At 71.3% G+C, this 21,536-nt stretch carries 15 protein-coding genes; 14 read left to right on the top strand and 1 reads right to left on the bottom strand.

From position 1 onward, the window contains the following. Positions 1 to 95 precede the first annotated feature (95 nt). Positions 96 to 1,520, top strand: a complete 1,425-nt coding sequence (locus ACRAS8_RS35720; protein WP_438490183.1) for a PE-PGRS family protein — start codon at positions 96 to 98, stop codon at positions 1,518 to 1,520. 21 nt (positions 1,521 to 1,541) lie between these two features. On the opposite strand, the gene ACRAS8_RS35715 is transcribed toward ACRAS8_RS35720, so the two are convergent. Further along, the gene (locus ACRAS8_RS35715; protein ID WP_438490182.1) at positions 1,542 to 2,936 is read right to left on the bottom strand and encodes a hypothetical protein; all 1,395 of its coding nucleotides are present in this window, start codon (positions 2,934 to 2,936) and stop codon (positions 1,542 to 1,544) included. A gap of 766 nt (positions 2,937 to 3,702) precedes the next feature. Here ACRAS8_RS35715 and ACRAS8_RS35710 point away from each other — a divergent pair. The 13 genes from ACRAS8_RS35710 to ACRAS8_RS35650 all read left to right on the top strand — a co-directional run bounded on the left by ACRAS8_RS35710 (position 3,703) and on the right by ACRAS8_RS35650 (position 21,503). Further along, on the top strand, positions 3,703 to 5,025 hold the full coding sequence (locus ACRAS8_RS35710; protein ID WP_438490181.1) for a hypothetical protein: 1,323 nt from the start codon (positions 3,703 to 3,705) through the stop codon (positions 5,023 to 5,025). Between the two features lie 53 nt (positions 5,026 to 5,078). After that, positions 5,079 to 6,635, top strand: a complete 1,557-nt coding sequence (locus tag ACRAS8_RS35705; RefSeq protein WP_438490180.1) for a hypothetical protein — start codon at positions 5,079 to 5,081, stop codon at positions 6,633 to 6,635. A 103-nt stretch (positions 6,636 to 6,738) separates the two neighbouring features. Next, entirely contained in the window at positions 6,739 to 7,134 is a 396-nt protein-coding gene (locus tag ACRAS8_RS35700; RefSeq protein ID WP_438490179.1) for a hypothetical protein, read from the top strand. Beyond that, on the top strand, positions 7,131 to 7,289 hold the full coding sequence (locus ACRAS8_RS35695) for a DUF6760 family protein (protein WP_221911647.1): 159 nt from the start codon (positions 7,131 to 7,133) through the stop codon (positions 7,287 to 7,289). The genes ACRAS8_RS35700 and ACRAS8_RS35695 overlap by 4 nt, the downstream gene beginning before the upstream one ends. Positions 7,290 to 8,590: 1,301 nt before the next feature. Further along, complete coding sequence (locus ACRAS8_RS35690; RefSeq protein ID WP_438490178.1) at positions 8,591 to 8,878, top strand: hypothetical protein; 288 nt, start codon at positions 8,591 to 8,593, stop codon at positions 8,876 to 8,878. A 58-nt stretch (positions 8,879 to 8,936) separates the two neighbouring features. Then, positions 8,937 to 9,368, top strand: coding sequence for a phage tail protein (locus tag ACRAS8_RS35685; protein WP_438490177.1), 432 nt, complete (start codon positions 8,937 to 8,939; stop codon positions 9,366 to 9,368). Between the two features lie 94 nt (positions 9,369 to 9,462). Then, complete coding sequence (locus ACRAS8_RS35680) at positions 9,463 to 10,185, top strand: CIS tube protein (protein ID WP_438490176.1); 723 nt, start codon at positions 9,463 to 9,465, stop codon at positions 10,183 to 10,185. Further along, the gene (locus tag ACRAS8_RS35675; protein WP_438490175.1) at positions 10,182 to 11,978 is read left to right on the top strand and encodes a VgrG-related protein; all 1,797 of its coding nucleotides are present in this window, start codon (positions 10,182 to 10,184) and stop codon (positions 11,976 to 11,978) included. The genes ACRAS8_RS35680 and ACRAS8_RS35675 overlap by 4 nt, the downstream gene beginning before the upstream one ends. Positions 11,979 to 12,016: 38 nt before the next feature. Then, positions 12,017 to 12,418 (top strand): GPW/gp25 family protein, encoded by a 402-nt coding sequence (locus tag ACRAS8_RS35670; protein WP_438490174.1) that lies wholly within the window; start codon positions 12,017 to 12,019, stop codon positions 12,416 to 12,418. Continuing rightward, a complete protein-coding gene (locus ACRAS8_RS35665) occupies positions 12,411 to 14,627 on the top strand; it encodes a hypothetical protein (RefSeq protein WP_438490173.1) in 2,217 nt (738 codons plus the stop codon). The genes ACRAS8_RS35670 and ACRAS8_RS35665 overlap by 8 nt, the downstream gene beginning before the upstream one ends. A 17-nt stretch (positions 14,628 to 14,644) precedes the next feature. Next, a complete protein-coding gene (locus ACRAS8_RS35660) occupies positions 14,645 to 15,205 on the top strand; it encodes a phage tail protein (protein ID WP_438490172.1) in 561 nt (186 codons plus the stop codon). Further along, positions 15,202 to 18,522: a baseplate J/gp47 family protein gene (locus tag ACRAS8_RS35655; RefSeq protein WP_438490171.1), complete on the top strand. Its 3,321-nt coding sequence runs from the start codon at positions 15,202 to 15,204 to the stop codon at positions 18,520 to 18,522. Before ACRAS8_RS35660 ends, ACRAS8_RS35655 begins: the two co-directional genes overlap by 4 nt. Continuing rightward, positions 18,519 to 21,503 (top strand): beta-propeller fold lactonase family protein, encoded by a 2,985-nt coding sequence (locus ACRAS8_RS35650; RefSeq protein ID WP_438490170.1) that lies wholly within the window; start codon positions 18,519 to 18,521, stop codon positions 21,501 to 21,503. The genes ACRAS8_RS35655 and ACRAS8_RS35650 overlap by 4 nt, the downstream gene beginning before the upstream one ends. The last annotated feature ends 33 nt before the right edge of the window (positions 21,504 to 21,536 follow it).

Below are 21,536 nucleotides of genomic sequence, written 5' to 3'. Positions count from 1 at the left end.
GGGGTGGGCGGATGCGCTCGCACAGGGGGCAACACCTCGACGAAAGCCGTCGGACGGGTTGGGCGACAACGCTTACCGGCACCGAACTCCAGCCCGTGACACGGCCGTTGGCGCCGCCGGCCACCGGCTTGGCCGGCCTGCAGCCCGTCCTGGGCAACCAGGCCGTGGCCCTGGTCGCCGAAGAACGCGCCGCAAAGGGGCGCCTCAGTGGACTGCTCACCGGGCAGGACAGCGGTACCCGCCGGATCAGTACCCGCGATGTCAGCAAAGCCCTGACCAAGCGCCTCACCGAGGGCCCGGTGTTCAGCGCCGACGAGCTCCGGAACATCCAGATCCTCTCCCGGTCACCGAAGTGGCTCGACGACATCGGCATCGGCCGCTACGAGGACGCCGAAAAGTACACCGAGAAGGGCGACTACCGCACGTGGCTGCGGCTGCGGCCGGGTCAGCGCCTGCTCATCGCCACCCTGGAGTGGACGAGGCGCCGGCCGGAAGAGGGCCGGCCGACGCCCACCAGTCCCGCATACACCCTCGGCCGTCACCTGGCCCTGCGCGGCGGCTCCCTGCCCGACGACGCACGCAAGAGTGCCGAAGAAGAGCGTGATCGGCAGATCCACGGGACCTTCGTCGACACGCTGGATCCCCGCGCCGCCCTCGTACCGAACGACCCGGACGCGTGGCGTAAGGACGCCCGGGCCCGGACCGTCCTGACCCACGTCTTTCTGATCCTGCAGAACGGCCTGAAGGTGTACAAGGAAGGCGCGGGTCACATCGACTTCAGGGAAGGGGACGTCGCCCGCGCGCTGGCCCACGGCGGACGGGTCAACATCCGGATCCCGCAACTGAAGGTCAGGGACTCCGCCTTCGCGCTCACCGACTGGCTCGGGCTGACTCGCGACGGCGGACACGAGGTGAATCCCGCGGAGCGACGCGCCTTCGGCACCCACCACATGAAAATCGGCGACAACAAGGACGGCGTCGCGGGCAAGTTCAGGGAGCAGGGCGGCAAGCTCGCCTCGGTGAAGAACGTGGTGCAGTTCGGAAGCAGATGGGAACGCGTGCGGCTCTACGGTCTCGATCTGGCCGCCGGTGGCCTGGGCAGCCGCGACTTCAATGGTGACGTGGTCCTCCCGGACGGCGGGCACGGCCATATGTTCCTCGGCTTCACCCCACCGCGCCGCCATCGCGCCGGTGCCCTGCAGGTGGGAATCGAGACCACGTCACCGGGTGGCCCCAGCCCGGTCGGCTACCGGCACACGTGGCGCTCCACCGAGGCCACCGCCAACCCGGAATCCAGCTTCTACGGGCACAAGAAGGACAAGATCGGCGAGGGGAAGCTGGCCGTGAACCAGCGCTATGTCGACCTCGGCGAGTTCCGGACCCCGACGGGCGGCGGCTGGATGCGGTTCCTGGAGGAGCTGAAGGAGGACTGGGCGGGACGGCTGGCCGCGGCGGAGACCGATCCCGTCGCACGGCGTGCGCTCTACTCGGAGCTGGCCGGCCGCCGCCGGGACGCATGACGGGGGAAGAGGCGGGGGGCTTCAGCCGGGCTCGTACAGCCCGCGGGTGGCGTCGACGTTGCGCTTCGTGATTTCACCGGCGAGGCGATCGACGATCCTGCCGCGGAGCGGATCGAACTCCGCCAGAACCATCCCGGGGAGCGTGCCCAGGTCCCGGTGCTTGTGGGTCTTGAGGGAGAGCCTGATCCTGTCCGGGAACAGAGTCCCCCCAGGGGTCACTTGGAACCGGGCCCAGAAGTTCCGAGCATCCGCTCTGGCCCACCTGGCGATCATGTCCTCGTAGGGGATCATCGCGGAGTTGGTGACGTAGGTGCCCGCCACCAGGTTGCTCGCGTCGGTTGCCCCGCCGATCTGTGCACCCTGTACGTGCAGCCATTCCCAGTTCTGCTGCAGTTCGTACGGGGCGCCCAGGAAGCGCTTGGCGTAGGCCACCACACCGAGGGCGTTCCACCCGTTCATCGCGCTGTCCTGGCCGGAGCCTCGGTCCACGGCGGTCAGCTCCGTGCCCGGCACCCAGCCGGTGTCCGGGCGGGGAGGGGTGAGCCGGGCGTACTCGGCTCGTAGCGCGCTCTGCGTCTCCTCAACCATGTCCGGCGCGAAGAACTCCGCGTCGTCGAACCGTCGGTTCGCGATGCGGATGCGGTGCGCGGCGGACCGGACCGTGCCGGCCGTGGAGACGTACATGACCCGCGTCCGGTCTCCCGGGAAGCGGCCTCCGTACTCGAAGAAGTTGACACCGTTGTCCTGGTTCTTGAGGATCAGACGTCGTTGTTCGTACTGGCGCTCAGCGAGACGCTCGTACCGCACGCCCTCGAAGTGGCGGGCCGTGTCCTCGTCGATACCGAGCACTTCCAGGGCCCGGCCGCGAGACAGATCCAGGCCGTACAGATGCCCTTCCGCCCTCGGTACCCGCGAGCCACCGGAGTTGTGCCAGATTTGCGGACCGTGCCTGGCGATCGCGGCGAGGAGACCGGGCGTGGCGCGGCCCAGAGCCTCGTCGCCGACGCGCAGGACGGTCTTGGCGATGCTGTCGTAGTGGAAGAGGCCACCGAGCGCGTCCCAGAGATGGCTCCATAGGGGGTTCGCTCTCCCAGCAGGCGTCCGGGGGTCCCTCTTCCGGTAGGCGTCCTTGATGAAATCGTCGAGGGCGCTCGTCCGGACGTCGCCGTCGAAGCCGTGGGCACGAAGTGCGGCCTTCAGCCTGTCAACGCCGTCGTACTCCGCGAAGAGCAGCCTGCCGTCGGCCTTCTTCACGAAGGCGTACTCGGTACCCGTGCCGCGCGAGTTCTGGTAGATCCGCTCGTCGTAGTTCGCCAGGTGCATCGCGCGCTGCACGACCGGAGTGCTCGCGGGCGGTGCGGGCGCCGGGGCGGGAGGCCGGCTGCGGTGGGCGGCGGGGTCACTGTGGATGCGCACGTCGGACTGTTCGCGGGAAGTGCCGCCCGCTCGCAGCATTCTGAGGACCGCGCCGTTTCCCACGGCCCGTTGGAGGGCCAGGAGCGATGGGCTCCTCCCGGAGGGAGCCAGGGCCGACGCCGGCCTGGCTTGCTCGGACCCAGGCGGCTTCCGCACCGGGCACTGCGACCGATCCGACGACGGAGTCCGACTGCGCAATGCTCCTCCTCAAGGCAAAACCACCACACAGTGGCCCGTGACGTTGAGCAGCGTCAAGTGCGGGCCGTTTCCTGTGCGTTGAGGAGAGGAGAACGCGATGGGACATTGATGGTACGTCCGGCAATCCGGTCCGGTGGCCGGACCGCGATGCTTCCTGTGGGTGATCTGACCACAGGGTCACTTTCCCCGCTTGCGGAAACGGTTCTTGAAGTACTTCCGGCCACGTTCTTCCACCATATCGAAGGCGAGCAAGTGTCCTTGACTTGCCGTCAGCCAGCAGGAAAGCAAAGGGGGATCACGTGGAATGATGTTGCCGGAGACCCCTGTTTGCAGTCGAACCGCCATCCATGGCCCAGTTGTCGGAGCCGCACCGTCCGGAGGCTCGAAACCCTGCACCCGCGGTGGCCGGTTTCACCCAGGTGCGTAGGCGAGTGCTGGCGGCATACTCTCGACCGGCCGAGCATCGTCCTCGCGTGAGCCATCAGTCTGCGGCACCTTTTGCGGGTGTGCACTTCCACGCGCCCTCCGATGAGTTCACGCTTCCACAAAAGGCCAGAGGGGGATCACCGTGGCAGACACCGCCAACATTCAGGACTTCAACCTCAATCTGACACCGCACTCGGTGGCCGTGGGAAATCAGCGCTACTTGTGGATCACCACCAGCAACCGGAAGGTCGTCAGGGTCAATCCCAACGACCCCAACAGCAGGCGGGAAATCCCGACCCTGAATTACGACCTCACCGCCGGGGTCATGAAGGACCCGGTATCCGAGAACCTGCGGATCTGGATGGCGTCGCCGGACAAGGTGGACCCCATCCTGATGATGGAAACCCAGGGGTCATTCCCGATCACCGTGTACGAGTTGGAGCCACGGGACGGCCGGGCGGAGAGCATCAAGCTCCGGACGACCGACAAGGGCACCGAGGGCAAACCGAACATCAGCTACGACCTGCTGTTCGCCGAGCCGATCCACAACTACGTCGGCATCCTCCCCATCCCCGCCCATGGCGGCACCTACGCCAAGATGCCCGTCGGCCATGACACCTATCTCTGGGACGTGGCCGTCGCGACGAACCCGATCGACAAGAAGACCCACACCTACTGGGCGACAGGTCAGAAGCGGGCCAGCAACCCCACCAGGACCAAGAACGGCGTGTTCCGGCGCTCGCCCGGTCAGACGACATGGGAAAGCGTCGGAATCCTCGACAACCCCGAGCAGAAGCCCTTCTACATCATCGCCGACACCGAGGCGGTCTGGTTCACCGCCACCAACCCCAACCAGGTGATCCGCTGGGACATCGCGGAGGGCCTCAGCACCACAGTTTCTCTGGGCGACGCGGTGCCGCAACAGCTGGTGTTCTACACGAACGACAAGGTGTGGGTGGCCTCCAGCAAGGGCCTGCACGAAATCGACCGCCATCAGCCGAGCCTGGTATCCACGATCGAACTCCCCCACGGCAAAGGCGCGCAGGGCCTGTGCGTCGGTACCAACGGGGAGCTCTGGTACACGAGCCCCGCGAACAAGTCCTTCGGCAAGTACGTCGTACCTCCGCCTCCTTACGGTGGTGCTTCCCTCGTCGGCCGGACCCAGGTGGTCTATCAGGGCGAGTCCGTGGTGCACATGAAGGACCACGTCCAGCAGCCCCTCATCGCCGAGTACATCTCCAACGGCCATCCCGTACCGGGGATTCCGCTCACCTGCCGCATCGATGCGGACGGGGCGACCTTCGACGACGGGACCCGGGAACGTGTGGTCCTCACCGATCAGCTCGGCCGGGTCGCCATGCCGCCCGTGGCAGCCGGGCTGACCGAGGAAGTGGCGATCCTGAGCGTCGGTCTGGGCAACACCGAACCGCACGCGACCACGACGCTGAGGATCACCCAGGACTAGCGGACCGGCATCGACCCGTGCGGTTCATCCCGCCTTCAGGAGGGAGCACCAGAATGACAGCCACTACGACCCCAGCCGGCAACCCCGACGAGTTCCCCATCGGCGCGCCCGCCGTGGACCTGGCGTGGCAGAGCGACGACCAGAACCTGTGGTTCGTGACGGCAGAGGGCACCATCGGCCGCTTTGAGCCCCGTAACCCCTGGGGCAGCACCGTCTTCACTCCCGGGCCGCCCATTGCCGGTACCGCCGACTCCCTGGTCGCCTGGCCCCACCACGGGGTGTGGACCTTCATCTCGGGACAGAGCGCAGCCGCCTTCGTCAAATGCGACAGCCACGGCAGCTACCAAATCCACTCTCTGGGCAGCGGGCGGGAATGCCACTCCATGGCCCTCGCCAAGAGCCGTGAAGGATGGGACCGCATCGTCGCGGTGCTGTCCGACCGGAACCGGCTGGTCTTCGTCAACTCCGACGGCGCCACCTCGAATTCACTGTCGTACCCGGACGGCCTGTACGGGGTGGCCGTCTCGGAGCGCGAGCCGGCCCTCTACTGGCTCAGCTCTCCCGGGGGCAGGTCGCTGGTCAGGTATGACGCGCACAACGGCACCTTCCTGACTCCCGTCACCATCGGCGTCGAGGCACGGGACCTGGCGGTCACGCCGTCGGGCGACACCGTATGGGTGGCCAGCCCGGACAACGCGCTCTTCAAGTACAGCGTCGCGGACGGTCTGATCACGCGTGTCGACGCTCCCTGTCCGGCGCACCGCCTGAAGACGACGGCGGACGGCACCCTCTGGTTCACCAGCCGCCAGGGCGATGCCATCGGCTACGTCCTGCCCGGAGAGGGCCGGGCGACCGTGTTCTCCACCGGCGACGGTTCGCGGCCCTCGGGGCTGGCCGTGTCCGCCGACAGCCGACTGTGGGCCGCGCTCTCCGGCAGGCCGGCGTTGCGGCGCGTGTCCCGGTACCGGCTGGCCGTGGTCTCGGGGGACGACCAGGCGGTCGCGGTCGGTCAGCGCTTCCCCGAACCGCTCGTGGTCAAGGCCGTCCAGCTGGACGGTACGCCGGTGGCCAAGCAGCGGATCGAGTTCTCCGTCGAGGGCGGCTCGGCCGTTTTCGAGAACGGCAAACCGAAGGAGGTCCGGTACACCGGCAGCGACCTCGACCAGCTCGGCGTCGCCACGAGCTCCCTGCTCAAGGCGCTCAAGGAAGGCCCCTGCGTCGTCACCGCCCGCTGGACGGAGACCGAGGCCGTCGCGCCCTTCTCCCGGCTCACCGTCACCCCGCCGGTGGGCGCCGCGCACCACGTCCGGTACGTCGCGGGTGCCGGGCAGACCGTGCCCCCGGGGAAGTCCTTCGACGAGCCGATGAAGGTCATCGTGGAGGACGAGAACGGCAGTCCCGTGCCAGGCGCCGAGGTCACCTTCAAGATCCGGGACGAGGGCGCGGCGACGTTCCCCGGTGGAGTGGACACCGCCAAGGTGACGAGCGGAGCCGACGGTTCGGCTGCCTCCCCGGTGCTGACGGCCGGTGACAAGGCGGACGTGTTCGCCGTACGGGTCTGGGTGGCGAAGACCCCGGTCAGCCTCCTGCTCGACCAGTACATCCAGTGACGGCCGCGTACTGACGACCCTCCCGGCTCCCGCCCCGCGGCGGGAGCCGGGATCCGCCGGCCGGCACCCGGTTGCCCGGCGCAGAAGGAGGAACCGCCTCACCATGCCGGAGAACGATGCGCTGCTGCGCACCGAGTACGACTTCGAGCTCCCCCACGGCTATGTGGACGCCGCGGGCACCGTGCACCGCACGGGTGCCATGCGGCTCGCCACGGCCCGCGACGAGCTGTCGCCCCTGATCGACCAGCGGGTCCGGGAGAACCCCGCCTATCTGGGGGTCGTCCTGCTCAGCCTCGTCATCACGCGGCTGGGGACCGTGAGCGACATCCACGCGGGCGTGGTGGAACGGCTCTTCGCCAAGGACCTCGCCTATCTCCAGGACCTCTACCGACGCATCAACGGCCTGGACTCCGGTCACGGAGCCGTCGCCTGCCCCTCCTGCGGAACCAGCTTCGCCCTGCCCGGACCGGCCACGGGCAGCCGCCTGGGGGAAGCATGACGCACCCGGAGCGCCGGCTCCGTGAGGAGAGCGCCTACATTGCCTACCACTTCCACTGGGCGTACGAGGACATCCTCGCCCTGCCGCACGCGGAGCGGCGCGCATGGGTGCGTGAGATCGCGCGGATCAACTCCTCGATCGGTGAGGGGCGGTGAGTGTGGTGGGGATGGTGACGGTGGTGGGGGTGCTGAAGCGGTGGAACCCGTTGAGTTCTTTGAAGCCTCAGCGGGGGCGGCGGGGGCGGCGTGCGGGCCGGGCGCCGATGCCGGCCTCTCCGGCGGGGGCTCTGGCCGGCCCTCCGCCGCGTGCGGACTGGAGCGTCGTCGCGCCGGTCGGCCTGTTACGGCTGCCGGTGTCGCTCTCCTGCGGGCTCGACGGCTTCCGGCAGGACCTCGCGGCCTGGCGCCCGGCGCCGCTCGTCACGGCCGATGGCCGGCTGCTGCCACGCGGGGTGCCGCTGGTACTGGCGCTGGCGCCGGCCGGCCGTGGCGCTCCAGTGTTCGCGGAGCCGGTGGCGGTGGCGGCTGGGACGGAAGTGCCGCCCGTCGCCGGGGAGTTGCCGCGAGCCGAGGTGTCGGGGGTGGAGGTGGGCTCCTCCCCGAGCCCGAGCCCGAGCCCGCCCCCGCCCCTTCCCGGAACCGGGGGCTTCGCCGCCGTTCCTCTGCTGGACGACAGGACCGTGGGCCATCGGCCCGGCGCGTACGGGACGGGCGCCCGGCCTACGGGCGTCCGGTCTACGGGCGTCCGGTCTGGGGACGAGGCCGTTGCGGAACTCCACCTGTCTTCGCGGGGGATCCGCCTGCCCTCGCAGGGAGATGGTGCGGACCGGCGAGTGGACCGGCGAGTCCGAAGCGTGCCCTACGACCGGTCCGGAGCTTCGCCGGGCCAGGAGCGTGCCGAGGAACGAAAACCCGGGCCCGTCGACCGCCCCGGGAAGCACCGGGAGCCAGGGGCCAGGGGGAAAGCCCACGGCACCGATACGCCGGTGGGTCCGGGGCATGCCGAGATCTCCGTCCCCGAGCCGCCCACGAACCCGGGGCGCGACGACGGAGGCGGCCTCGGCCACCGTGAAGCTCACCCGAACCGAGGTGAAGCCGACGGCCCCGGCCCGGCAAGGGGCCGGCAACCACACCGTGCCCGACCGGTCCAAGGCGAGCCCGCCGTACTTCGTCTCCCTTGGAGCCACAGGCACCGCCGGCACGGATCAAACCAGGGCGCGGCCGGCGAGGACCGGGCGACGCCACCGCAAGACGGAGCGGCGCCGCCGCAAGATGCCGGTCGCACCCTGGGCCGGCAGGACCACGACGCGTTCCCGACCGGTCCCCGGCGGCGGCTCGGCGTCGGGCAGCCGCTACCTCAGGTACCCGTCAACGCCAAGCCGTTCGTCGCCCCGCCCGCCGCTGGGAACGGGCCACCGCCCGACGCGGCTGCCGGTGGTCCCTCCACCGGCAGTCCCGTGTTCATCTCCACCCCCTCCCCCGCCCCACCCCCGCAGACCGCACGAAACCCGACCGCGCCGAACACCGCACCGGACACCGCGGCCCTCGCCCGCGAGGTCGCTCAGGAAGTCGCCCGGCGGCACGCCGGTCTCCTGGCCGAGGCCGTGGTTCCGTCCCTCGGGCTCTCCCGGCGGATGCGCCGGGCGGCGACGCGGTGGCAGTGGCCGTGGCAGTGGCAGTCACAGTCGCTGCCGGCACCATCGCCGGCGGAAGACAGCCCCTGGGGGGCCTATCCACCCCGCTGACGCCCCACGCTTCGCTCCCGCAGCAGCCCTACCGCCTGATCCCACGGAGTGCTCGCACATGCCGGACCAGCCGTTCGCCGTCAGTTCCCACTTCCAGCTATCCATCGGCATGCACGCCCTCGGCTCCTTCACGTCCTGCGAAGGGCTCGGCTGCGCCATGGACGTCGAGGAGCGCATCGAGGGCGGGACGAACGGGCACGTGTGGCAGCTGCCGACACGGCTGCGCTACACGAACGTCGTGCTCAGCAGGCCGCTGACCCAGGAGACCGTGCTCGTCTGGGCGTGGCTGCGGGCGCAGGTGATCGAACCGGTGCGGCTGCCGGGGCAACTCGTCGCCCTCGGCCCGGACCGGCGGCCGCTGGTGCGGTGGCTGCTCGACGGTGTGCTGCCGGTGCGCTGGAGCGGACCGACGTTCGATGTGGACCAGTCGCAGCCGGCCCGGGAGACCTTGGAGATCGCCCACGACGGCTTCCTGGGCATCACCGTCTGACCCGTCCGACCCGCCCGACCCGCCGTCCGACCCGTCTGACCCGCCCGACCCGCCGTCCGAACCTCTGACCCGCCCGAACCGTCGAGAGGACCACATGCTTCCCGAGCTGCTGGGAGGCGCGCCGGTACGCGCCGCCCTCGTGATCTACGACCCGCCGACGGGGACCGGCAACGCCCCGGGGCCGGAACGCGGCCGCGTCCGCTTCCACTTCAACCCCGAGCGGGTCCAGGTCGGCAAGCAGGCCCGCTGGGACCGCAGCCCGGCGCCCTCCAGCGAGGAGGCGGCACGGGCGCAGTTCGTGGGGGCCCAGCCGCGCACGATGACGCTGGAGGTGTTCCTGGACGCGGGCGACTTCCGCTCCGGCGTACAGGACCAGGTGGAGAAGCTGCTCGACTGCTGCGCCCCGACCGCGCGGAGCGCCACGGCGAAGCCCGCGTCGGCGCCCTGGGTGCGGCTGGAGTGGGGGCGTTCGCGCACGACCGCGTTCCTCGCGCTCGTGACGCAGGTCGACGCGGCGTACACCCGGTTCGGGCACGACGGGACACCGCTGCGCGCCACCTGCACCGTCTCCCTGGAGGAGGTGGGCGGCTCGACGCCCCGGCAGAACCCGACGTCGGGCGGCGACGGGGCGGTGGACACCCACCTCGTGGTGGCGGGCGACACCCTGGCCGGACTGGCGTGGCGGGCGTACGGCGATCCGACGAGGTGGCGGGCGATCGCCGCGGCCAACGGCGTCGACGATCCGGCCCGGATACCCGTGGGCACGGTGCTGGTCCTGCCGGTCCTGGAGGAACGGCCCGCGGGAGGTGCCTGGTGACGGAGCGGCTGTACGCGGCGGAGCCGCTCATCGCGTTCGGCTCCCCGCTGCGGGAGCTGTGGGCGGAACGGCTGGTGGAGGCTTCCGTGGACACGTCGGTGGGTCTGCCGGCCCGTGCGACCTTGCGGTTCCGCGATCCCGGGCACCAGTTGCTGGCAGCGGCGCGGATCGCCGTCGGCGCACCGCTGACCGTGGCGGTGGCCGCCGCACGCCGCCGCACCCGGGCGGGGATCTTCGACGGCGAGGTCACGGCGCTGGAGACCGAGGTGGACGCCGACGGGACGTTCACGACCGTGCGGGCCATGGACCGGGGGCACCGGCTGACGCGGGGACGGCGGGTGACCGCCTACGTCGACACCACGGTGGCCGAGGTCGCCGGGCAGGCCGCCTCCCGGCACGGGCTGACGACCGGCCGGATCGACGCCGAGCGCACCCGCATCCCGCACCTGGCCCAACCCAACCTGACCGACTGGGAGTTCCTGAACCACCTGGCCGACCAGCGCGGCCTGCGCCTGACGGTCGACGGGAGCACCCTGCACATGCGCCGCCCGGCCGCCGCCGACGCGGCGCCCGCACCCGGCACGGGGGCGGACCGGAGTCCGTTCGTCCTGGAGCACGGGGTGAACCTGCTGGGGCTGCGCGCGGCCGTGTCCTCCGAGGCGCAGGTCGCCGAGGTGGAGGTCCGGGGCTGGGATCCCGACGGCAAGGCCGCGCTGTCCGCGAAGGCCGGTGCGGGCGACAGCGATCGGCTGCGCCTGGGCGTCACGCCCGCGCGGCTCGGCACGGCCTTCCCCGGGCCGGCGCCGGAACTGCTCGTCGGCGGCCGGGCGCACACCACGGCGCCGCAGGTGGATGCGGCGGCCCGCGCGCTGGCGGCGGAGTCGGCGGCGGCGATGGCCACGCTGGCCGCCGAGGTCGCGGGCACCCCCGAGCTGCGGGCGGGCGTCCCGGTGGCGCTGGCCGGGGTGGGTGAGCCGTTCACCGGCAAGTACACCCTCACCTCCTGCGGTCATGTCTTCGACGGGGACCAGGGTTACCGGACCCTGGTCCGGGTGGGCCCGCTCCCCCCGCCCGTCGTGCCCTACCCGCCGCCGCTGTGCGCGCTGGGCGTCGCGGTGGCGGTCGTCACGGACATCAAGGAACCGGGGAAGGGTCAGCGGGGCGCCGTACGGCTGCGTCTTCCGTGGCTGTCGCAGGACTATGTGACGGACTGGGTCCGTACCGTCCAGTGGGGCGGGGCCGGTGGCGGCGGCGTGTTCGCTCCGGAGGCGGGGGACGAGGTCCTCGTCGGGTTCGAGCACGGGCGGCTGGACCGGCCGTACGTCCTCGGCGGGCTCTACAACGGCGTCGACGCCCCCACCGATCACGGCCTGCCACTCGTCGACGCCGGTACGGGCCGGGCCAACAGGCGTTCGCTGGCGTCCCGTTCAGGTGATCGCCTCGAACTGCTCAGCGCCGCCGACGGCCCCCAGGGCGTCCGGCTCCTGAGCGGCGACGGCAAGCTCGTCACCCACCTCGACCGGAAGGACACCACCCTCGCCCTCACGGCGGGGGAGGGAGCGAAGACCGTGCGGGTCTCGCTCGACGGCCGCGGCGACGGCACCTTGACCATCGATGCGGGCGAGACCGGCACCCTGATGCTCCGGGCCGGCACGGTGACCGTCACGGCGGCCGGCAGCGGCGGCGGGCAGCTGACGCTGGAGGGCGCCACCGTCACCGTGAAGAGCGGCGGCGAGCTCAAGCTCGAAGGGCAGCGGACCACGATCACCGGCAACACCGTCGACATCAACTGACCCTGCATCAACTGACCCGGCACGGAGGGAAGAAGAGCGTGGACATCATCGGCGCGGGGTGGGCGTTCCCCGCCGTCATCACCGGCACCGGCCGGGTGGGTCTGGCGACCGGCGCCGAGGACGTGGCACAGGCCGTGCGCCTCATCCTGTCCACCGCGCCGGGCGAGCGCCCGATGCGGCCGGAGTTCGGCTGCGGGATCCACGGCCTGGTCTTCGACTCGCTCGACGCCACGACCGTCGCCCGTGCCGATGCGGAGGTGCGCCGGGCACTCGACCGGTGGGAACCGCGGATCGAGGTCGACGACCTGCTGTTCAGCACGGACAGCGAGGACATCGGCGTGCTCTACATCGACATCCGCTACCGGCTGCGCGCCACCAACGAACCCCGCAACCTCGTCTTTCCCTTCTACACCCTGCCCGGAGACTCCCCCAGTGAGTGACCTCCCCACGGCCGATCTGCCGCCCGAGCCATCCGCGTTGTCCGACGCGTCCGACGTGGACGACGTGTCCGGTGTTCCCGTCCCGGACCTGGACGACCTGCGCTTCCAGCCGCTCGTGGACGCCGCCAAGCGTGCCCTGCCGCAGCGTGTCCCCGAGTGGACCGATCACAACGTCTCCGACCCCGGTGTCACCCTGATCGAGGCTTGCGCCGAGCGGACCGACCAACTGCTCTACCGAGTCAATCGCATGACGCAGCGTCAGCGATCGGCCCTGCTGCGGCTCATGGGCATCACGCCGCTTCCCGCGTCACCCGCCAGGATCACCGTTCTCTTCACACGCACCGACACCACGACCGGACGCCGCAAGATCCCTGAGGGAACCAAGGTCATGACCAAGGGCGAGCAGCCGGTCATCCTGACGACCACCGCACCGCTCGTCCTCGCCGAGAACCAGTCCACAGGCGTCGTGGCGGCCGTCGAACAACTCGTCCCGGTCACCGAGGTGCTGGGCACGTCCGACGGCCTCCCGGGCGGCCGCTTCGCGACCCGCCACCGCCCCTGGGGGCCCGGCACTCCGGTCGCGGAGCCCGCGTTCGGCCCACCGCTGACGCTCCGGGTCGGGGGCGACGTCTGGCGGGCGGTCCGTACCTTCGCGGAGGCCGGGCCGGACGACCGGGTCTACTGGTGGGACGACGCCTCGTGCGAGGTCGTTCTCGGGCCTCTGGTCCCCGCCGAGGGCCGGCCCGAACAGCATGGGAACGTGCCGTCGGCGGGCACGGAAATCAGCGCGGAATACCACGTGTACCGAGGGCGGAAGGGCAGCGTGCCCAGCGGAACACCACTGACGGCGGTGTCGCAGGCCGGGCTGTACGCGACCGTCCTCGGCGTGCTCGCCCCCGCCGAGGACGCGGAGGACTGGCGGCAGGCGTTGGAGCGCGCGGGGCTGGGCCTGGCCCCGCTGCGCCGCGCGGTCACGGCCGCCGACCACGAGCAGATCATCGAGGAGCACGTGGCGGGGCTGGCCCGGGTCCGGGTCACCGCGCTCACCCGGCCCACCGACTCACGCCTGCCCACCGCCCTCACGGTGCCGCACCGCCCGGCCGAAGTCCTCGCCTGTGCCGTCGCCGCCCGGGACCCGCTGCGGGTCGTGCACTACTTCGACGACGGCGGAACCCTCGCCCCTCTCCCGGTGCCCCTGGAACGACCGGGCGGGCCCGACGAAGGTGATGCGGTGCCTGAGCCCGGTGATGCGGTGCCTCAGCCCGTCGCGAACGCCAAGTGCCTCGACGCCGTCATCCGCACCGGCGAGGACGAGCCCAGACTGTGGTTCTACGGGGCCCAGTGCCTCTGGGACGGTGCGGACGCGTCACCACAGAACATCAGCGACGCGTTCCCCGATCTGCCGGCGGAGTTCTCGTCGAACCTCGACGAGGTGGCCGTCCTCGCCGACCCCGGCTCGGCCGACACCTACGAACTGTTCTTCTTCAAGGGCGAGACCTTCTACCACCGCGCCTATGCCTACGCCTCCACCGACCGGGCCTTCGTACCGAAGCCGGGCAGCCGGGGGGTGCGGTCCCTGATCTCGGAGGCGTTCCCCGGCCTCTCCCCGCAATGCCAGGTGTCCCCGGACGCGGTGGCCGTCATCGACGGCGTCTTCTTCTTCATGAAGGGGACGAGGACCGAGCCCGCCCTCTGGCGTCGCGAGGACGACCCGCTCCACGTCCTTCTGGTGCCCCGCTTCGAGGGAGATCCGGAGGAGGAACCGTCCGGTGCCGCGTTCGACATCCCTGCGCACGTCCGGGACTCGGTGGTGGGCGTCGCCGACGCCACCCGGCTGCTGGGCGAACGACTGCTGGTCAGGGAACCCGACTACCACCGCTTCGGAATCGCGGCGACCGTACGCCCCTGGAGCTGCACGCCGGCGGACCGGGAGCGGACCGGGCTGGCAGCCGAACGGGCCCTGCGCCGCTTCTTCCACCCCACGGCCGGCGGGCCCGACGGGCGGGGCTGGCCGTGGGGCCGTCGGGTCCACGCTGGCGACGTCTTCACCGTGCTGGAGGCGGTGCCGTGGGTCCGGGACACGACCGACGTGAGTCTGTTCGTCGGCGACGGCGACAGCGACGGGGCCGTGCCGTCCGTCGAGGTCTCGGAAGGCGGACTGGTCCTCGTGGACGGCGTGGACATCTTCGTCGACATCACCGAAGGCTGAGGAAGAGAGGACCGCGCATGTCGCCGTACCCCGCACGTCCGCTCCCTCTGCCGGCCGTCTACGGGCACGACGAGGTCACGCTCGCGTTCGCCGCCGCGATCGGCGAGATCATGGCTCCCGCCGAGGAACGGATCGACGGTCTCGACGCGGTGCTCGACCCATGGCGCGCGCCACCGGCCTTCCTGGACTGGCTGATCCGGATCACCGGCGCCCGGGTGGAGCCGGGCTGGCCGGAGATCCTGCGACGCAAGGCCGTCGATCTCGCGCCCCGCCTGGCCGCTCACCGCGGGACACCGTACGGGCTGCACCTGGAGGCCCGGGAGATCCACGGCTGGGTGCCGCCCGGCTTCAAGCTCGTCGTCGTCGACCCGGGCCGCGCCTTCACCCTCGACGACCAGGCGCCCGGAGCCGGACGCCTGCTCGACGTCGCCCTGACCGCCCCGGCCACCGAGGACCAGCGGGCGCTGGAGAGCAGCCTCACGCGCCTGGTACGGGCACACTGCCCCGCCCACCTCCCCTTCAAGGTCACGGTCACCCTCGCGCGCAAGGGTCCTGATGAGAGGTCACAGCAGGGATGAGTCTGCCGACACCCGAGTACGACGGGCGCACCCGCGACAAGGTCGTCGCCACCGCCGTCGCCGCCGTACGGCGGGCGGAGCGTGCCTGGAACGGCCAGGACCGGACGGACCCCGGCCGGGGCCTGATCGAGACCTGCGCCGACATGGTCATGGCCCTGCGCGACCGGCTCAACCTGGCCCCCGACCAGCGCCGGCTGCAGATGCTGCGGCTCCTGGGCGTGCGGCCCTACCGGCCGTCGCCCGCGCAGGCCGAGGTCGTCCTCGGGCTCGCCGCGCCGTCGCCCGAGCCGGTGGTCGTCCCCGCGGGCCAGGAGGTGGCCACGCGACCGGTGGGCGCGGCGGAGCCGGTCGTCTTCAGCACGCTGACGGAGGCCGTGCTCAACCCCTGTGTCCTCCTCGCCACCGGGCACTTCGCGGAATCGAGGAGGGCCGACGGCACTCTGGAGGGCGCCCTGACCGCCTTCGGCCCGGGAGCGGGTCGGCCCGTCGAACCGGCCGGCCCCGACTTCGCCGGACCGGCATTCCACCTCAACCTCCCCTACCTCGGCGACTTCCCGCCGCCCGGGGACGCCTTCGCGGACACCGGCTCGGTGACCACAAGCGGTGGCGACTCCCCGCTGTCGTCGTATGCCCTGGTCGTCCTGTCGGTACCGGTACCGAGTACGCGTGTGACGCTGGACGTGAGCATGGGCGTCGGTCTCGCGCCCAAGGCGGGCACAAGCCTCAGCCGGGGGCACTGGGAGGCATGGCAGGGAACGCACTGGACCGGCTGCCGGGTCGTCACGGACACCGTGGCCGCCCAGGGCCGGTCGGGCAAGGTCACGCTCGACCTGCCCCCCGCTCACGCCCCCGCCCAGCTGCTGCTCCACCGGACGGCCGGCGAAGACGGCGGCGACTCCGTGCAGCGCCTGAGGGACGTAGGGCTGATCCGCTACTGCTTCGACGGGGTCCGGAGCCCGCTGACCCGGGTCGAGCTCGCGCCGGTGCTCGCCGTCTCCGTCCCCGTCATCCAGGCCCGGCTCGTACAGCACGAGACCCTGGGCACCGCGACGGGCGCCCCCGGCGAACGCCTCCGCTTCGCCCATCCCCCGCTGACCCGCAGCACCGACCCCCTCGTCGTCGAAGCCGTCCTCGACGGCCGGACCGCACAGTGGACGTACGTCGCCTCGCTCGCCGGATCGGGGCCCGACGACCGGCACTTCACCCTCGACCCGCGCACCGGGGAGGCCGTCTTCGCACCCGTGGTGGCCGGTGCCCGAGGACCACGACAGCGCGGTGCGCCACTTCCGGCAGGAGCGGTCGTCCGTATCCGGCGCTATCTGACCGGCGGCGGTGCCCGGGGCAACGTGCCCGCCCGCACCGTCACCGTGCTGCGCACACCGCTGCCGTACGTCTCCGACGTGACCAACCCCGCACCGGCGATCGGCGGCACGGAAGGCGAGAGCGCGGCCGCCTGCGCCAGGCGCCTGCCCCTGGGCTCCCCGGTGCCGGAGCGAGCGGTCGTCCCCGCCGACTACGAGCAGCTCGCACTGGCCGCTTCGGCGGGCATGGCCCGCATCCACCACGTCCGGGACATACCCGACGACGCGCTCGACCCGGCCCGCAACTACCTGCCGTGGCTGCCGGCCAGGACAGACGTCGTCTTCACTCTGGCGCCAGGCGTGCTGACGGCTCCCGCAGGGATTCAGGTCACCACGGGTAAGCGCGACCTGGTCTTCACGACGACGGGGGAGGCCACGCGCAGACCGCCGGACGCGGCGGGCGCGGCACACCTCGGACTCGTTCCCGGCATCACCGCCGCCGTCGAGATGTTCGAGGCGGGTGACTACCAGGAGAACGGGACGTTCTCCGGGCCCTTCAAGGAGGGCGGCGGACTGGTCCTGGCTCTGGTGAAGATCGAGGAATCGCACGATCCGGACCACCTCACGCTCTGGGTGACGGCGGGAGGCGACCGTGAAACGGCGGGAGGTGACCGTGGACCGGAGGACCGCATCGCGGTATCCGTGTTCGCGCCGAGGAAGTCAACTCCGTGGTGGGACACCGCCGTTCCCCTCGCCTATGCCTCCGCGCCCGCGCAAGAGATCACGGTGGCCGACGGGTCGACGGTCTCCGCCCATCCCGTCCACCTGACCCAGTCCGCGCGCTGGCGAACGGCCGTCGCCGGCGGTGACCTCGTCAGCACGGCGCAGGACGCCGTCGACAGACGGGACGACAGCGTCCCGAACGAGCGGGCCGCCTGCTGGATCGCCGTCCAGATCCTCGACCCCAAAGGCACACCCACCACGCCCTACACGGTCTACGTCGACTCCGGGACGACGGACGCCGTTCCCGCCGAACAGTACGAGGAGCGCAGCGGGGCACAAAAGGAGTGCAAGTCCACGGACAAGCCCGGTCAGGTCTACCCCCTGTTGTACTCCCCCGTGTACGTCCCGGAGAACGAAGAGCTTCCCAAGGTGCGCGTCGGCGAAGAGAACTGGCATACCGTCACGTCCTTCCACGATTCCCTTGAGGACAGCAAGGACGTGGTCATCAACGCCAGTACGGGCGAGGTCCACTTCGGTCCGGAGGTGACGGGCGTACCCGGGGGCAGCCGGCGGTACGGCGCCATTCCCCTGCCCCCGGGCACACCCATCACCGTGCACGGTTCGTACAAAACCACGCTCGGTGCGGCGGGCAACGGCAGGCGCCCGGGCGAGATCAGCCGGCTGAAGAACCCGGACGACCGCATCGTCAGCGTGCGCAACGTCTCCACCTCGCACGACGGCAGGAACGGCTACACCGACACCAGCGGCGGCAGCACCCAGGCCGGCGTGACGCTGATGGTCATCCCCTTCGTGACCACCGACGAACGGGGCTGGTTCCCCTTCCACATGCTCACCCCCTCCCGCGACGCCTGCGACACCTTGCGCCGCTCCCTGCGCGCCTGCCAGCCGGAGGGCGTTCCGGTGTGGCTGAAGCAGCCCGTCTACCACGGCATCCGGGTCGATGCCCGGATCGTTCCCGCCGATTACCGCACCGCCGACGAACGCGACGAGCTGCGTGCCGCCGCGGAACGCGCCCTGTACCGGTACTTCAGCCCCGTCACCGGCGGACCGGACGGCACCGGATGGCCGCTGGGGCGCCCGGTGTACGCGGGCGAGGCGTTCCGGGTCCTGGAACGGGTGCCGGGGGTGGGCCGGGTCGCCACGGCCGAGCTCGTCCCGGTCGATCCGCTCGACGGCTCGCCGTCGGACCCGGTCGTGCGAATCCCCTGCGGGCCCGGCGAAACCGTGTATTCCGTCGAACACCGAGTCACCGTGGCGGAGGTGCCCTCATGAGCGAGCGGAACGAGCCCTTGTTGCTGTCCCCGGACTGGGGTGCGGACGCGCTGGCCGTCGTGGGTCTCACGGCACCGGAGCGCCCCGAGGTCGGTGTCACCGCTGCGGGCAGCAACCCACGTGCCGTCGCCGTCAGTTCGGACGGCACACGGGCCTACGTCGTGAACCACGACGACGGAACGCTGTCCGTGGTGGACCTCACGGCTCCGGAACACCCGGTCATGCGTACCGTTCCCGCCGGGAACGGCCCGTGTGCCGTCGTGGCAGGACTCGTGGACGACCGGGTCTGCGTGGCCGCGTGGGCGGACGGCACGGTCGTGGTGTTCGACAAGGAAGGACTTCAACAGGGGCCGCCCCTGCCGGTCGGCAGCGGCCCCTGCGCGCTGGTGTCGGCTCCGGGCGGCGGAACACGACGGGTCTGTGTGATCGACGAGACGGACGCCACGGTGTCGGTGGTCGACGTGAGCCAGGCGGGCGCGCCGTTCGTCACCATGCCTCCCGTCTCTGTACCCGGGCTCACCAGGGCGGCCGCGGTGGCGCCGGGAGGACGGTTCGTGTACGTCGCGAGCCGGGGGGAGGGCACGGCCGACGGCCGGGTGACGGTGCTGGACCTGGACTCGGACGGCGCGCCGTCGGGCGACCCCGTGCCCGTGGGGGCCGAGCCCCGCGCCCTCGCGCTCAGCCCCGCCGGCGACCACCTTTGCGTGGCCAACTACGGCTCCGCGTCCGTCTCCGTCGCCACTGTGGACGTGCACAGCGGCCGGGTCGGCACCCCCCGCACCGTCCTGGTCGGGCCGCACCCAATCGCCGTGGCCTTCGCCCCGGACGGCGGCGTGATCCACGTCGTCGGCCAGACCTCGGGCCTCCTCACCGCCATCCTCCCGGACACCCTCGACCACACGGCCGTGCCGGTAGGAGGGGTGCCGGTCGGGGTGGTGTTCGGCCCGGAAGGCCACCACTCCTATGTCACCGACCAGGCCACCGGACAGCTGACCGTCGTACGGGCCGCGCCTTGCAGGACGACCGGTATCTCCACCGGAGCGGGGTCGAAGCCGGTCAATGCCGCCGTGGACCCCGACGGCACCTGGGCCTACGTGGCCGACTCCGCATCGGACAAGGTCGCGGTACTGGACCTCGGCGGCCACGCCCCGCTCGGCCCGATCAACCTCGGGGCCGAGCACAAGCCTTGGGACGTCGCCCTCGCAGCCGACCTGGGGTTCGCCTGCGCGACCAGTCCGGACTCGTCGCATCTCCTCGTCCTCACGCCCGCGCAGGGGACGAGGCTCAGTGCCGACGGCGACGTCGAGGTGACGCCGGTTTCCCTGGAGTCCGGCGCGTGCCCGCGCGGAGTGGCCGTCACCCCCGACAGCCGGTACGCGGTGACCGCCGACTCCGGTACGGCGACGGTGTCGTTCGTCGACCCGAAGGGCGGTAAGTACCCGATCAAAGCTGAGGTCCTGGGGTGCCAGGAGCCCACCGGTGCCACCGTCTCCAAGGACGGCCGGACGCTCTACGTGGCGGACTTCGCTGCCACCGGGGAGGGCCGGCCGGGCGGGCAGATCGCGATCCTCCGGAGGACAGGGCCGGGAGAGTGGAAGCCCCAGGAACCCCAGGGCGTCATCGACGCGACGACGGGCGTCCTGTCCGGACCGCACGAGATGGCCCTGTCGCCCGACGAGCTCCGGCTCTACGTCGCCAACTACCAGAACGGGACCGTCTCGGTCCTCACACGCGACGCGGTGAACGCCCCATGGCGTCATGAGATGACGGTGGCCAAGTCCCCGACCTCCATGCACCAGCCCACCGGCCTGGCCCTGTCACCGGACGGAGGAACCCTCTACGTGTCCAACGACGCGGGACAAGTGGCAACGGTTGAGGTGTTCAACGTCTCCACCAACCCGGCGGAGCATCGGGAAACGATCAAGATCAAGACCGCCAAGACCCCCCTCAACGCCGGGCTCGCCCTCTCCCCCGACGGCCGCTACCTCTATGCGGTCGACGCCGAATCCTCGCTGTCGCGGGCCGGGGCGTCGGGCGCGGTGTACGGCATCGAACTCAACGCGGGCGACGAGATGCGCGTCGTCGCCACGGCCCCCCAATGGCACATCGACCGGCCCAACGCGCTGGTCTGCCGGGACGACCACACCCTGTACGTGGTCAACAAGGGAAGGAAGGACAGCCCCGACCCCCGCGAAGCATGCCTGGCGGTGATCACCCTGAAGAAGGATTCGCGACTCGATGTCGAGAGCGCCGAGTCCCGCCCCCTCGACAAGGACGACGTGCCGTACGCGGCGGCGTTCTCCGACGACGGGACACTGTTCGTCGCCAACTACGCCACCCGGACGGTCACTGTCTTCGGGTCCAAGGTGACGCCCGTCCCGGTCGGTCAGCCGGACGCGTCCCAGCCGTGGGACGTGGCCGTCACCGACGACGGCGCCTACGCCTATGTCACCGACCGCACCGCCGCCGCCCTGCGGTGCGTCCACCTCTCCGACCACGACGTGACCTCCCTGGACGTGGGCCGGGACCCCATGGGCGTGACGAGCGCCCCGGGCGGGCTGCGGGCCTATGTCGCCAACCACGGGGACGACAGCATCTCGGTCATCGAGCGCTCCCCCGGCAACGGCGAGGGTGCGCCGGGCGCGCCCGCAGTCGTGGCGACCTGGCGGCACCCACGGCTCGCCAGGCCCGAGTCGGTGTCCGTATCGGCTGACGGTGCCTGGCTCTTCGTGACCACCGAGAACAGCGGAGCGCTGCTGATGCTCGACACCCGGACCGGAACACCCGGGTTCACCGTTCCGGCCGGCGAGAAGCTCGTCGGAAGCGCTCCGCACCCGCACCCCACCGCGCATCTGGTGTACCTGGTCGACGAGGCCGGAGAGGCCGTCGCGGTGGTCGACACCACGCCGCTCCGCGCTCTGGACGGGACACCACTGGGGCTCGACGTACGGCAGGCGGTCGGCGGGACCGCAACGCCCTGACCCCGACCCCATCGGCTCTCACTCACCCATCTC

Source organism: Streptomyces sp. S186 (assembly GCF_051603415.1).
Lineage (GTDB): Bacteria > Actinomycetota > Actinomycetes > Streptomycetales > Streptomycetaceae > Streptomyces.
The sequence above is the reverse complement of the archived record's forward strand: the minus strand, read 5'-3'. Positions and strand labels throughout refer to the sequence as shown.